Annotated in this window: 14 protein-coding genes; 7 read left to right on the top strand and 7 right to left on the bottom strand. The window is 35.7% G+C overall.

Annotation, left to right across the window (positions count from 1 at the left end):
* Positions 1-16: 16 nt before the first annotated feature.
* From PQO00_RS05885 to PQO00_RS05875, 3 genes are all read left to right on the top strand, one after another.
* Complete coding sequence (locus PQO00_RS05885; RefSeq protein WP_274183901.1) at positions 17-763, top strand: heavy-metal-associated domain-containing protein; 747 nt, start codon at positions 17-19, stop codon at positions 761-763.
* Positions 764-3,013, top strand: a complete 2,250-nt coding sequence (locus PQO00_RS05880) for a TonB-dependent receptor (protein ID WP_274183900.1) — start codon at positions 764-766, stop codon at positions 3,011-3,013.
* A gap of 233 nt (positions 3,014-3,246) precedes the next feature.
* Positions 3,247-3,636 carry a heavy-metal-associated domain-containing protein gene (locus PQO00_RS05875; protein ID WP_274183899.1) on the top strand — a complete coding sequence of 130 codons (390 nt, stop codon included), beginning with the start codon at positions 3,247-3,249 and terminating at the stop codon, positions 3,634-3,636.
* A 367-nt stretch (positions 3,637-4,003) separates the two neighbouring features.
* On the opposite strand, the gene groL is transcribed toward PQO00_RS05875, so the two are convergent.
* The 7 genes from groL to miaB form a co-directional block, all read right to left on the bottom strand.
* The gene (groL, locus tag PQO00_RS05870; protein WP_274183898.1) at positions 4,004-5,635 is read right to left on the bottom strand and encodes a chaperonin GroEL; all 1,632 of its coding nucleotides are present in this window, start codon (positions 5,633-5,635) and stop codon (positions 4,004-4,006) included.
* A gap of 103 nt (positions 5,636-5,738) precedes the next feature.
* A complete protein-coding gene (gene groES / locus PQO00_RS05865; protein ID WP_135877259.1) occupies positions 5,739-6,014 on the bottom strand; it encodes a co-chaperone GroES in 276 nt (91 codons plus the stop codon).
* 175 nt (positions 6,015-6,189) lie between these two features.
* Positions 6,190-6,549, bottom strand: coding sequence for a preprotein translocase subunit SecG (secG, locus tag PQO00_RS05860; protein ID WP_274183897.1), 360 nt, complete (start codon positions 6,547-6,549; stop codon positions 6,190-6,192).
* Positions 6,549-7,508: a hypothetical protein gene (locus PQO00_RS05855; RefSeq protein WP_274183896.1), complete on the bottom strand. Its 960-nt coding sequence runs from the start codon at positions 7,506-7,508 to the stop codon at positions 6,549-6,551. Before PQO00_RS05855 ends, secG begins: the two co-directional genes overlap by 1 nt.
* Positions 7,509-7,512: 4 nt before the next feature.
* Positions 7,513-8,019, bottom strand: a complete 507-nt coding sequence (gene lptE / locus PQO00_RS05850; RefSeq protein ID WP_274183895.1) for an LptE family protein — start codon at positions 8,017-8,019, stop codon at positions 7,513-7,515.
* Positions 8,020-8,390: 371 nt separating this feature from the next.
* Positions 8,391-9,656 (bottom strand): sigma 54-interacting transcriptional regulator, encoded by a 1,266-nt coding sequence (locus tag PQO00_RS05845; protein WP_274183894.1) that lies wholly within the window; start codon positions 9,654-9,656, stop codon positions 8,391-8,393.
* Positions 9,657-9,738: 82 nt separating this feature from the next.
* A complete protein-coding gene (gene miaB / locus PQO00_RS05840; protein WP_274183893.1) occupies positions 9,739-11,187 on the bottom strand; it encodes a tRNA (N6-isopentenyl adenosine(37)-C2)-methylthiotransferase MiaB in 1,449 nt (482 codons plus the stop codon).
* Positions 11,188-11,384: 197 nt separating this feature from the next.
* Here miaB and PQO00_RS05835 point away from each other — a divergent pair, with 197 nt between their 5' ends.
* The 4 genes from PQO00_RS05835 to PQO00_RS05820 all read left to right on the top strand — a co-directional run bounded on the left by PQO00_RS05835 (position 11,385) and on the right by PQO00_RS05820 (position 14,892).
* Positions 11,385-12,083 (top strand): hypothetical protein, encoded by a 699-nt coding sequence (locus tag PQO00_RS05835; protein WP_274183892.1) that lies wholly within the window; start codon positions 11,385-11,387, stop codon positions 12,081-12,083.
* A gap of 9 nt (positions 12,084-12,092) precedes the next feature.
* Positions 12,093-12,536, top strand: a complete 444-nt coding sequence (locus PQO00_RS05830) for a hypothetical protein (RefSeq protein WP_274183891.1) — start codon at positions 12,093-12,095, stop codon at positions 12,534-12,536.
* Between the two features lie 12 nt (positions 12,537-12,548).
* Positions 12,549-13,787 carry an LVIVD repeat-containing protein gene (locus PQO00_RS05825; RefSeq protein ID WP_274183890.1) on the top strand — a complete coding sequence of 413 codons (1,239 nt, stop codon included), beginning with the start codon at positions 12,549-12,551 and terminating at the stop codon, positions 13,785-13,787.
* Positions 13,788-14,127: 340 nt separating this feature from the next.
* A complete protein-coding gene (locus tag PQO00_RS05820; protein WP_274183999.1) occupies positions 14,128-14,892 on the top strand; it encodes a hypothetical protein in 765 nt (254 codons plus the stop codon).
* Positions 14,893-14,908: the final 16 nt, after the last annotated feature.

Below are 14,908 nucleotides of genomic sequence, written 5' to 3'. Positions count from 1 at the left end.
CAAATTTTTAATCAAAATGAAACATACATATACAATTACAGGGATGACCTGTAATGGTTGCAAAGCTTCGGTAGAAGAAAAACTTAAGGCCGTTCATGGTGTATTAAATGTTACCGTAGATTTGGCAAAAGCACAAGCCGTTATAGAAATGTCTAACCATATTTCTATAAGTACATTACAAAATGCGTTACCAGATAAATATGCCATTTCTGAAAAGAACGGGCCTGATCCGAGTGTGGTTAAAGCATCTCAAAAACCTTCTAAGGCCATAGAAGAAAAAAGATCGGAGTTAAGACAGCTATTTCCTCTGTTTTTAATTTTCGGGTATATAACAGTCGCATCTGTGCTAATAAATTATAGACCATGGAACGGAATCGGTTTTATGCTGGATTTCATGGGACTTTTTTACATCGTTTTTAGTTTTTTTAAACTTTTAGATTTAAAGGGCTTTCCAGAATCTTTCAAGATGTACGACCCCCTAGCTAAAATAATACCTGTTTATAGTTGGGTATATCCATTTATAGAATTGGTATTGGGCATTTTGTTTTTAATGCGTATTCAAATCCCAATGGCCTTAATAATCACATTGGTTGTTTTAGGAATAACAACGATAGGGGTAGCCAGAACACTTTTAAATAAGAAAACGATTCAATGCGCATGTTTGGGAACTGCACTAAAACTCCCCATGACTAAAGCAACGTTTATTGAAAATAGCATCATGATTGTTATGGCAATTATCATGCTGTTTAAAACCTACAATTAAATGAAAAACGTACTTTATATATTATTAATACTTCCAATGGTGGTGTTGTCCCAGAATAAAATTAGTGGGACGATCTTGGAAGCAAATGAAAAAAACGACCCCATTGGTTTACCGGGAGCCAATGTATATTGGCTAAATACTTCGGTAGGAGCCGTAACGGATATAGATGGAAACTTTACCATTCCTTACAAAAAGGATTATACACAATTGTTAATTAGTTATGTAGGGTTTAAAACGGATACCATAACAATCAAGGCTCCTAAAATGGTAAAGCATTGGTTGCAGCCCACGGATAACCTAGATGCTGTTACCGTAAAATCTAGAAAACAAGCCACGGCCAGGTCTTATTTACAAGCGACCAATGTATTTACGGTGAGTAGCGATGAGCTGTTAAAAGCAGCTTGTTGTAATCTCTCCGAGAGTTTTGAGACCAATCCGTCTATTGATGTGAATTTTGCCAATGCTGTTACGGGAACACGGCAAATAAAAATGTTGGGGCTCAATAGTCCGTATATTTTAATCGCCACCGAAAACATCCCATCCATTCGTGGTGCTTCACAAGCCTATGGCTTAAGTTTTATTCCAGGAACCTGGGTGGAGAGTATTCAAATTACAAAGGGGGCAGGTAGTGTTGTTAATGGATATGAAAGTATTGCAGGCCAAATAAATGCAGAATTGGTAAAACCGGCTACTGATGATAAGCTATTTGTTAATTTATACGGTGCTTCGAGTGAACGGTTGGAGCTAAATACACATATAAATACTCAGGTGAGCGATAAGTGGCATACAGGATTGTATTTACATGGGAATACCCATAATAAAGAGCATGATGTTAATGATGATGGTTTTATGGATATGCCCAAGTACCATCAAATTAATATTATGAACCGCTGGCAGTATACCGATACTGAAAAAGGTTTTGTGAGTTTTATCAATCTGAAATTTTTAAACGATGAAAAGCAAGCTGGGCAGCTTGATTTTAATCCAGATACAGATAGGTTAACAACGAATGCATGGGGTAGTGAAATTGATACGAGACGTTATGAGGTATCTGCTAAATTAGGTTATGTAAATCCTGAGATACCCTACCAGAGTTTGGGGGTTCAAACAGCATTTAGCAGTCATAAACAAGATTCTTATTTTGGATTGAACCTATATGATATTACGCATAATAGTTTGTATGCCAATGCTATTTATAATTCCATTATTAGTGATTCCAGGCACAAAATAAAAACAGGTTTGAGCTATACTTACGATCATTATGATGAGCTGGTCAATACTACGGATTACGAAAGAACAGAAAGATCTGTTGGTGCATTTTTTGAATACAATTATGATAATTTAGATAAGTTAAACCTAACAGCGGGTGTACGTATTGATGATCATAATTTATTGGGTACGTTTGTAACACCTCGCGTGCATGTGCGTTACACACCTTGGGAGAAATCAGCATTCCGGGCATCTTTTGGTCGTGGAAAGCGTAGTGCTAATATTTTTGCTGAGAATCAGCAACTATTCTCATCATCAAGAAGTATTAACGTTATGAATCCCTCCCCTTTGGGGAGGTCGGGAGGGGCTTATGGTTTAGATCCTGAGATTGCATGGAACTATGGCATGTCTTATTTACAAGGGTTTAACCTTTTTGGAAGAAAGGCAGATATTACTTTAGATTATTATAAAACCGATTTTAAAAATCAGGTGGTGGTAGATTATGAGAACCCACAAGAAGTGAGTTTCTATAATTTGGAAGGTGATAGTTATGCGAATAGTTTTCAGATAGAATTTAATTATAATGTATTTGAGTATTTCGATTTACGAATGGCTTATAAATATTATGACGTTAAAACAGATTACAACTCGGGTAAATTATCAAAACCATTAGTGCCAACCCATCGTTTGTTTGCAAATACATCTTATGAAACCCGTAGACAAGAAGATGGGCAACAATGGAAATTTGATGCGACGTTTAATTGGTTGGGAGAACAACGCTTTTCTTCAACGGTAACAAATCCTGAACCATATCAGTTACCAGATAAAACACCCACACTTGCTACTTTAAATACGCAAGTAACTAAGGTGTTTTCTCCAAATTTTGAAGTATATTTAGGAGGTGAAAACATAACGAATGTAAGACAGTCTAATCCTATTTTGGGAGCCGATGATCCTTTTGGAGCGAATTTTGATACCACATTTGTATATGGTCCTATTTTTGGAAGTATGTATTACGCGGGATTGCGATTTAGAATATAAATTCCCTCGAAGGAGGGAATCTTATGGATTAAGAACAAAAACATCACTTTGAGTGCAGTCAAGAAAATTTGAAGAAGTTTTTGACTAGGAAGGAATAGAATAATAAAAACATGTCATTCTTGCGGAAGTGGCATCCACTTTATAGTAATTAAGTTTCAATTTAAAAGGTTCCTGCCTTACTGAAACAAGTTGAGCACAGGTCGCAGGAATGTAAAAAACAAAATATGTATATCATGAAAAAACTAATAGTAGTATTAACAGTATTAATAACAACAGGAGCATTTGCCCAAAACAAAAATGCCAGAGCTTCTATGGAAGTTGACGGTGTTTGTTTAATGTGTAAGACCCGTATTGAAAAAGCATGCTTAAATACCAAAGGGGTGAAGTCTGCGGTTTGGAACGTAAAAACACATGAATTAAAACTCATTTTTGATGAGCGTAAAACCGATTTAAAAACAATACAAAGCAATATATTGGCCGTGGGACACGACACCAAGAATTTAAAGGCAACGGATGAGGCTTATGCAACCGTGCACCCTTGTTGCCGATATCGAGATGAGGCCGTTAAGGACGATCATAACGACGGTAAGGAGGGTGAAAAAGGTGACGCGCATAATCATTAAATGGTTTATACCAATTATGACTCAAAACAACCCCTATAATTTGTTTAGCTCACAGATCTAATTTGATAAATAGGAGTTCATGAATCTTCGATTACAATTTTGCTCATATTTCAATATAAAACATGAGCTCAGCTTGACAGGGTATAAAACCATAACAAAGGCTATGATTGAATTTTCTATCATATCAGAACAAAATATAAATCAAATTATTTATAGCTCATTTTAAATAATAATTGGTTTAAGTAGCCCAAGAGGCCTAAAAAGCATTAGAAACAAAAAGTTGTTTAAAAAATCAAACAAAAAACGTCTCAAAATAAATTGAGACGTTTTTTAATATAATTAGGTGTGTGGTTCTTGACCAACCGACTTACATCATTCCTGGCATACCCCCACCGCCCATTGGAGGCATAGCTGGCGCTTCTTCTTTAATATCAATTAAAGCACACTCGGTAGTAAGGATCATTCCTGCAACAGAGGCTGCATTTTCTAATGCAATACGCGTTACTTTTTTAGGATCGATAATACCTGCCTTAAGCATGTCTACATATGTTTCAGATTTGGCATCATAACCAAAATCTTTATTGCCTTCCAAAACTTTAGAGATCACAACACTACCTTCGCCTCCAGCATTTTCAACAATAGTACGTAACGGTGACTCAATAGCACGTGCTACAATTTGAATACCAGTAACTTCGTCTAAGTTTTCAGTTGTTATCTTTTTTAATACCGATATAGCTCTTACTAAAGCAACACCACCGCCAGCTACAATACCTTCTTCTACAGCAGCTCTTGTGGCATGTAAGGCATCATCAACACGGTCTTTTTTCTCTTTCATTTCAACTTCACTAGCCGCACCAACGTAAAGAACAGCAACACCACCAGCTAATTTAGCCAAACGTTCTTGTAGCTTTTCCTTATCGTAATCGCTAGTTGTTGTTTCGATTTGAGATTTAATTTGGCTGACTCTAGCTTTAATGTCTTTAGCATTTCCAGCGCCATTAACAATCGTTGTATTATCTTTATCAACCGTTACGGTTTCGGCAGTACCTAACATACTTAAGTCTGCATTCTCCAGGGTGAACCCTCTTTCTTCAGAAATAACCGTACCGCCGGTTAAGATGGCAATATCTTCTAGCATCGCTTTACGTCTATCACCAAAACCTGGTGCTTTTACAGCAGCAATTTTAAGTCCACCGCGTAATTTGTTTACAACTAAAGTTGCTAAGGCTTGTCCGTCAACATCTTCAGCAATGATTAATAACGGACGACCAGATTGTGCTACCGGTTCTAAGATGGGAAGAATCTCTTGTAAATTAGAGATCTTTTTATCGAATAATAAAATGTATGGATTTTCTAAATCGGCAATCATTTTATCAGCATCAGTAACAAAGTAAGGAGATAAGTAGCCTCTATCGAATTGCATACCTTCAACAACATCAACGTATGTTTCCATACCTTTAGCTTCTTCAACAGTAATAACCCCTTCTTTACCAACTTTGGTAAATGCTTGAGCAATCAACTCACCAATAGTATCATCGTTATTTGCAGATATCGCAGCAACTTGTTTTATTTTTTCAGAAGAATTACCTACTTGTTTAGATTGTTTTTCTAAATCTGCAGTAATAGCACTCACAGCTTTATCGATACCGCGTTTTAAATCCATAGGATTTGCACCAGCGGCCACATTTTTTAATCCTTCTTTTACAATAGCTTGAGCTAAAACAGTAGCTGTCGTAGTGCCATCTCCTGCTAAATCGTTGGTTTTAGAAGCCACTTCTTTTACCATTTGGGCCCCCATGTTTTCATGTGGGTTTTCTAGCTCAATTTCTTTAGCTACAGAGACACCGTCTTTAGTTACTTGTGGTGCTCCGAAAGACTTGCTAATAATTACGTTACGTCCTTTAGGACCTAAAGTTACTTTTACTGCATTGGCTAATGCATCTACACCGCGTTTTAATCCGTCACGTGCTTCAATATCAAATTTTATATCTTTTGCCATAATTATGCTTTTATTTTTTATTCCCGTGAAGACAGGAATCTGTTTAATAGAGATTTAATTTTTTGATGGGATTCCCTCCTTCGAGGGAATGGAAAAGCAATTTTTATATAATTGCTAAGATGTCGCTTTCGCGCATGATTAAGTAATCCTTACCTTCAAGTTTAAGTTCGGTACCAGCATATTTTCCATATAAAACAGTATCGCCAACTTTTACAGTAATAGGTTCATCTTTTGTGCCTTTTCCAGCAGCAACTACATTTCCTTTTTGTGGTTTTTCTTTTGCGTTATCTGGAATAATAATGCCTGATGCCGTTGTAGTTTCGGCTGCAGCAGGTTCAATAAGAACACGGTCTGCCAATGGTTTAATGTTTAATGCCATTTGTTATATTTTTTAATTTAATTGAATGATATTTATTAATGTTTAACGGTTATGCTAAAAATGTGCCAATACTTAATAACTGACAAACTTGCAGACCTGTTTAAAGCGGGGCAGCTAGAAACAAAAAATGCCAACTTGTAGAGTTGGCATTTTTTGTTTCTTTTATTAAATAAAATTATTGTCCTGTAGAATCTGCTGGTGTAGCAGTTGCAGCATCATTAGTTGCCGGCAGAGGAGCTGGCAGAGCAGGAGCCGTTGTTGCATCCTCATCTAAAGCCTTGGAGTCTACATCTCCTTTGCCTTTGTTAATAGCTATATTAGAAGCTAATATTAAAACTAATAATAATGTTGCTAAAGTCCACGTACTTTTATCTAAAAAATCTGTGGTCTTTTTTACACCGCCTAATTGTTGTGTGCCGCCACCACCAAAAGATGATGATAATCCACCGCCTTTAGGGTTCTGAACCATAATTACTACAACTAGTAAAAATGCTACTACTACAATTAATGCTAAAAATATTGTAAACGTACTCATTATTCTGTGTTATTTTGTTCTTGTAATTGTTCTACCGCTTTAATTTGGTTTGCAAAGAAACCACTTTTTTCTGGATATTTCAAACTTAAAACTTTATAAGATTGAATTGCTTTTTTATAGTTTTTTTGTTCTACATAAATACGTGCTAAAGTCTCGGTCATTAAGGCTTCGGGTTGTATCATTTGTGCTTTTGCAAGATTGCCTTTTGTAATCGTAGCTCTAAAAGGGTTTATCTTTGGGTTTTTTGTGATAAATTGATCAATGAGCTCAAACTTTTTAGCCTTATCTAAAGCTATGGGCGATTTATCTTCTTCTACAGATGCTGTTTCGTTTTTTGTGTTTTTATCTTCGTTTCTTTCAATAGGCTTGAAACGTGCTAATTTTAACCATTCGTTAAAAGAATGGGTTTCTTTTTTATCAAACTGAAGCGGTTTGCCTAGACTTAATATATCACTAATTGATGGGGCTTTTGTTTTTGTTTCTTCGGTAATATTTTCGATAGTTTCAGTGTCATCTAAAAGAAAATTAGCCAGCTTTTTAGGGCGTTCTTCTTTAGGCTGAAATAGTGATGGATCTAGTACGCCTTTGGTGTCTTTAATTTGTTGTTTTAAAGCATGGTCTATTTTAACACTTTTGTTAACCGAAATATTTTCAACTGTAACTTCTATGTCTTTTAGATGCGCTATATTTTGCTTTATATATTGTGATACTTCATTTTGAATGAATGATTCTGATGTAATAAAATCAAACAAGATACTCCGGTCTGTCGTATAGGCAGCTGTTGTTTTAAGTTCTTGATTATATTTAAAGCTGCTTTGGTTTTTTAGGCCTTTAAGAAATACGGCACGAGCTGATTGGAAGTAAGGGAATTCATCGATAACAGATTTTATAGCCTCAGTTTGTTGATGCGTTATGGTTTGCGGATGCTGTAATATGTTTACAAAATCTGTCGAATTCATTTAGTTACCATTTGGCTAAAGTAGCATTAAAAATATCTTGTGTTAAGCGTTCAAAAATCTCTTCGTGAGCCGTCGCTTTTTGACTTCCAATTAGTTGGGAACTTCCTGGGTAATCATAGAAAAATGAAAAACTCGTCTCTAAATCATCTTCCTCTTTTTTCCTATTGAAAAAACGGACTTTAACACCAATGGTCAATCTGTTTTGAGCAGCTGTATTTTGAGACGTTGCGGTCGTTGGTGAAATACGGTAATTAGTTATTTCCCCTTCATAAACCAAATCACCATTTGAAGGGACCAATCCTAAATTGGTTTGGTTTTGTATTAAATCTTCAAGAGCTAGTTTGAAATCTCTTTCCAGACCGGGTTCAATTAATAATGATGTGTTTTCAAAATGGTTGACTTGGAATGTTTTAACATCTGGGGGGATAGAAGCTCCTGTAAATGAATAAAAACCGCAACCATAAAGGGTTGAAGCTATTAGCAATATAAAAATATATTTTGTGTATTTCATGTGTTTATTCCTAATTGTTTTTTGCTTGTTATACTTTGACTGTGATCAGCACAGGTATGTAGCATCCCTATAATCATGTTCCTTGGGCATCTAACTTTTAGTTATGGATGCTTCATTTGAATTCTTGTCTTCTTAGGGAGACAAACGTTTTTTAATGATGTCAATTTTATTATGATACTGCCCTTTAAAGGCACTTTTACTTTAGTTTATACTGAGTTCGACTCCGTTCAAGGCAAGCTAAAAACGAAGTGCCAAGCGCAACCATTCATTTGTTCTTAAAACGATTACTTTTTTATAATGTTGCAACTTTACCATCTAAATACCCATCGCCTAATGCCTGCGCCCTAATGCCTATTTCCTCCACTAATAATCTACAGATCATATTGTTTGATCTTCCTGTATAAAGTACGTTCACTAATTCCAAGTTCGGCAGCTGCTAATTTACGTTTTCCGTTGTGACGTTCAAGCGATTTTTTTATTAATTCCAACTCCTTGTCATGCAACGATAAGGTTTCTTCTTCTTCAATATCCTCGGCAAAATGATATTTGTCTTGTACGTCAATAATTTCGTCTTGGTCTACAGCATGCTCTGCTATAGAAAGTACTTCAGATTCTTGAGGGGTTTCATAGATGGTTTCTTCCTCTTTATTTTTACCATAAATTTTTTGAATTAGGGTTTTATTATCTTTTTCAACATCTTTAGTATCTCCATTCTTCATGAGTTCCATGGTGAGCTTTTTCAAATCATTTAAATCGGCTTTCATGTCGAATAAAACTTTATATAAAATCTCACGCTCACTACTAAAATCACTTTCAGATTTTGATGTTTTAATAACAGCAGGTAAGTTCGTGCCAGATTTTGGTAAATAACTACTAAGTGTATCGGCAGTGATCGTCCTATTTTGCTCTAAAACGGACAGTTGTTCTGCTATATTACGAAGCTGACGAATGTTACCGCTCCAACGGTGCTTTGTAAGAGCCTGAACAGCATTATCTGTTAATTTAACGGTTGGCATTTTATATTTAAGCGCAAAGTCACTAGCAAATTTCCTGAACAATAAATGAATATCCTCTTGTCGCTCACGTAACGGAGGTATGTGTATATCTACCGTGCTCAATCTGTAATATAAATCTTCACGAAACTTCTCTTTATCGATAGCTTCAAATATGTTTACATTGGTAGCAGCTACTATGCGAACATTGGTTTTTTGGACTTTACTGGAACCTACTTTTAAAAATTCACCGTTTTCTAAAATACGCAGCAAACGAACTTGTGTTGTTAGAGGTAGTTCGCCTACTTCATCAAGAAAAATAGTGCCCCCGTCGGCTACTTCAAAATAGCCTTGTCTGGTTTGAGTCGCTCCTGTAAATGCGCCTTTTTCATGGCCAAAAAGCTCACTGTCAATAGTGCCTTCTGGAATGGCGCCACAGTTTACAGCAATATATTTATTGTGCTTTCTGTGCGATAATTGATGTATTATTTTGGGAATACTTTCTTTACCAACGCCACTTTCTCCTGTAACCAAAACCGAAATATCGGTAGGTGCTACCTGAATCGCTTTTTCAATAGCTCGATTTAGCGAAGGGGCATTACCAATAATACCAAAACGTTGTTTTATTGCTTGAATTGATTCCATATTCATTTCCTGCGAAAGCAGGAATCTTTTTTAAATTATTTATTTACTTCATGAGACCCTGAAACAAGTTCAGGGTGACGAGTCAATTATTATCACTTAACCCAATCGCTTCTCCAATAAGCGTAGCACTTGTGCAATCTGTTACCTTCACGTTTACAAAATCACCTATTTTATAATGGGCCTTTGGAAATACTGCTACAATATTTTGTGGTGTACGTCCAGACCATTGCAACTTAGATTTTTTAGATTCTTTTTCGATCAATACTTCTACAATAGTGTCGAGGTGTTCTTTGGTTTTAATTTCGCTGTGTTCACGTTGCAAATCAACAATATCTTGCAGTCTTCGTTTTTTTACTTCCTCGGGCACATCGTCTTCCATTTTCCGTTCGGCCATAGTTCCTGGACGTTCAGAATAGGTAAACATATAACCGAAATTATATTTCACATAGTTCATCAATGAAACGGTATCTTGGAAATCGTCCTCGGTTTCTGTTGGGAAACCAACAATCATATCCTGACTAATAGCACAATTAGGAATGATTTGACGAATGTTATCAATCAAGTTCATATACTCTTTACGTGTATGCAGGCGGTTCATTTCTTTTAAAATACGGTCACTACCACTCTGAACAGGTAAATGGATATGATTACAAATGTTATTGTATTTAGCCATGGTTTCAATCACATCCAAAGTTAAATCCTGCGGATTTGATGTAGAAAAGCGAATACGCATTTTTGGTTGTGCTTTGGCGCAGAGCTCCAATAGCTTAGAAAAGTTTACCGAGCTTGCTTTTTGGATGTCACTTGCTTTCCCAAAATCTTTTTTCAACCCTCCGCCGTACCAAAGATAGCTGTCTACGTTCTGGCCAAGTAAGGTAATTTCTTTAAAACCTTTGTGCCATAAATCGTTTACTTCTTCAATAATGCTTTGTGGATCTCTACTACGCTCGCGCCCACGGGTAAAAGGCACTACGCAAAAAGTGCACATATTATCACAACCGCGGGTAATAGATACAAAAGCGGTGACCCCATTCGTGTTTAAGCGTACTGGCGAGATATCACCATAGGTTTCTTCTTTTGAAAGAATCACATTAATGGCATCGCGCCCTTCATCAACTTCTGCTAAAAGATTTGGTAGGTCTTTATAGGCGTCTGGTCCAACAACCAGATCGACAATTTTTTCTTCTTCAAGAAATTTTGTCTTTAGTCGTTCTGCCATACAGCCCAAAACCCCCACTTTCATTTTTGGGTTATGTGCTCTTTTTACAGCATTGTATTTTTCTAAACGTTTGCGTATGGTCTGTTCTGCTTTGTCTCGAATAGAACAAGTGTTTACCAAGACCAAATCGGCTTCTTCTAACTTTTGGGTCGTGTTAAACCCCTGATTTGCCATAATAGAAGCCACGATTTCGCTATCACTAAAATTCATCGCGCAGCCATAACTTTCAATAAAGAGCTTACGTTTGTTGTCTTCTTTTTGTTCTAAGATGAGCGATTCACCTTGTTTATTTTCGTCTATAATTTTCTCCATGTTTATTTTCCACGAAAGTAGAAATCTTAATTGTTTTAAGCGTGTCAATAAGTATGCAAAGATACAATTAATTTGTGTTTTGTGACAAAGTGACAGCTTGAATTTCTTTCCGTTTTAGGAATTATCAATACTGTTTTACGCAACCAAAATGAACTTTGGGTATCTATTTAAAAACAAAACTTTTAAAACTCTTATTTATGAAAAAGATTTTATTTGTTGTTTCTGTCATATTTTGCTTTATGAATATGCGATGCTCAGACGGTGATGATAACCATGTAGATTCAGATAATTTATTAATAGGCATTTGGGTAGAACCAACCTATAATGGTGAAGAAACTACCTATAAGAAAGCAAATGCTTTGCCCGAACAAGATTACGGTATTTTATTCAAGGGAAATGGTGATATGGTTGAGCGTTCTTCTGGTTGGTGTGGAACACCTCCATTAGTTTTTTTCGATTCTAAAGGGCGATGGGAATTAGATAACACACTTGTAACAATATCCCAAGAGCAATACCCCAGTGATTATGCTTGGCGTATAGTGTCGCTTACGAAAGATGAATTAATAGTAAAAAGAGAATTAACAGAACAGGAGAAGGACTACCGGAAATTGATGGATGTATTCGATGAGATTTATAAATTGTCAACGAGCGTTTCTTGTACAGATGCCAGTAATTGGACTTTTACGGCTTATGGTTCTAAAGCTTGTGGAGGCCCCCAAGGTTATATGGCTTACTCCAAACAAATAGATACAGAGGCTTTTTTGCAAAAAGTTGAGGAATACACTAATATGGAAAAAGGATATAATATAAAATGGGAAATTGTTTCAACATGCGATTTACCGAGGCAACCCAAGGAAGTAGTATGTGTAAATGGGTACCCTGTATTGAAATATTAAATAAACTATATGATGGTAAAAAGGGGCTTTTTCTTTATTTCTATGGCATTATGTTTTATTAATATGACCTGTGAGGAAGGTGATAAAATTGATCTCTCCAGTGAAATATGTGATCAAAAAATAACCGTAAACCGAAATTTATTTACTAATTTAGAGTCAGCTCATTTTACTTTTGTTAATGCTCAAATAATAGAGGATTGCTTAACTCTTGAAATAAGTGCTTCTGGTTGTGATGGTCATTCATGGGGATTTAATTTAGTAGATTCTGGAGCTGTTGCCGAGTCTTCACCAGAACAGCGCTCTTTAAAGCTCCAATTATTAAATAAGGAAGCTTGTTTGGCGGTGTTTAAAAGAACAATCTCATTTGATTTAAGACCGCTACAAATTAACGGAAGTCATGAAATTATTTTGCATCTTGAAGGTCTGGAAACTTCATTGCGTTATAAATATTAAATTAAAGTTGCTATGAAATTTAATTTTTTCTTATCTCTACTTCTTATAACCATATGGTCTTGCGATAAAAAAGATCTTAATTTTGAGCTCGTTCAGGTAGCGGTTCCTGAGCTGATGACCAAAGCGGATTTTAGAAGTTCGGTTGCTATTACGGCTCCTGAAAACATTAAAGAAGCCGGTAAAATATATGCTTATAAAAACTATATTTTTATTAGTGATGTTAAAAAAGGCGTGCATGTTATTGATAATTCGAACCCTGAATTACCAAAAGCTATTAAATTTATTAAGATTCCGGGCAATGAAGATATATCGGTAAAAGATGATTTTTTATATGCCGATAGCGCCACGGATTTAGTGGTTTTCGATATTTCTGACATTCATTCAATTACTTTAGTTGAAAGACTAAACGATGTGTTTAGTATTTACGATTACAACATGCCTATGGAAGCTCAAGCTGTCGATTATGGGAAAGTAGATTTGGAAAACAATATTATTGTGGGCTGGACAGTCACTACAGAAAGACGCAAGAAAATAGATAACCGATTTGTGGATGTTACGTTTCAAAATGGCGATTTGGCCTTAGCTTCGGCAGAATCGGTTACAGGTCAAGGAGGTTCTTTGGCGCGTTTTCAAATAGTAGATAATTATTTATATACAGTGGGAAATTATCAAATGGCCATTTTTAATATTCAAAATTTGTCGTCTCCTGTGCTTGCCAATACCCAAAGTGCAGGCTGGAATATAGAAACGATGTTTCAAGCTGGCGGCTATTTGTATTTGGGAAGTACGAATGGGATGTATATTTATAGTATAGCAAACCCGTCACTACCAGAGTATGTTTCAGAGTTCACACATTGGGAAGGCTGCGATCCCGTAGTGGTGGATGGAGATTATGCGTATTTAACTTTACGTGGAGGGAACGCTTGTGGGCAACTGGAAAGTGTTTTGGAAGTGATTGATATTAGTAATAAAACAACACCGACATTAGCAGGGCGTTATGTATTAGAAAACCCTTATGGGTTGGGTGTTAAAGAAAACATGTTATTTGTTTGCGATGGTACTTCTGGGTTGAAATTATTTGATAAAAAAGACCCCTTGGATGTGAAATTTACAAAAGCATATCATGATATTCGGTCTAAAGACGTCATTCCATTAGAAAATAGTTTGCTTATGGTTGGAGGCAATAACCTGTATCAATATAAATATGTAGAAGGTGGCGTGGATTTAATAAGTTCGTATTCATTAAGATGATATTATGGGTATTTAAATGAGTTCAAAATAAAAACCTGTAGAAAAGCCTACCGTGTGTACACAAAAAAAGCACAAAAAAAGATTGGACACGAATGGCACAAATTTTCACAAATTATTCAGACTATTGACAGGTTTCAAGCCTATATAGACTAGGGGTTCATATTCATGCAGAGTCCAATCTATACCGTAAAGCACTGGAATCGTATGAATTTGTGCCATTTGTGTCTTTTTTAAAGATGTGTACACGCGGTAGGTAGAAAAGCAGGTTTTGTTTGTTTGTATTATATTGCAATAGTTTTTTTGATCATTAATAACCAATTTAACCAAACCAACTGTGAATATGTTAGCCTCCCTGTTGCAAAAGATAGATCGTGCAAAGTCTTTGGATTTTGGCGAAATTATTAGTAATTCTATAGACTTGTATAAAAAAGTATGGCTCAAGGGCTTTATAGTTGTTTTTCTTGTAATGATTGCTGCCATAATTATAAATTCTGTCTTTGGGCTTATTGGACTTGCCCCAGATGCTTTTGATTTTAATAATGGGTTTGACTTAGGGTCATTTTCGGATTTTTATTATCAAAACGTATTTTACAGTATACCCCAAACCATTTTGGTTAGTACTTTAACACTTGCTCTTGTAGGTGCGTTTTATAGGATTTGTAAGCAAATGGATTCGGGAGAAACAGGGGCTGATGATTATTTTTATTTTTTTAATAAACAATACTTTACAAAGGTGTTTATGTTAGGTATTGTTTATACCTTAATTGCAACGATTGCACAATTATTGTTTTTTATTCCTTATATATATGCTATGGTGCCTTTATCGTATTTTGCAATTATTTTTGCTTTCAATCCCGATTTAAGCGAAACAGAAATTGTAAAAGCAAGCTTTGCCTTGGGAAATAAAAAATGGCTTATAACTTTTGGGGCCTTATTTGTGACTGGCATTCTGGGAATGTTGGGGATATTGGGTTGCGGAATAGGAGTGCTGTTTACCATATCTATTATTTATTTGCCCGTTTTTTTAATTTATAAGGAAGTAATAGGTTTTAAAGCGGATGACGAGATAGGTAAAATAGGGCTCAGGGATGATTCGGACTATTAATTAAGAATTTATATTA

Origin of the sequence: Flavivirga sp. 57AJ16 (genome assembly GCF_028736925.1) — a bacterium.
GTDB lineage: Bacteria > Bacteroidota > Bacteroidia > Flavobacteriales > Flavobacteriaceae > Flavivirga.
Note: the sequence above shows the minus strand (reverse complement) of the source record. Positions and strands in the feature narration are given on the sequence as shown.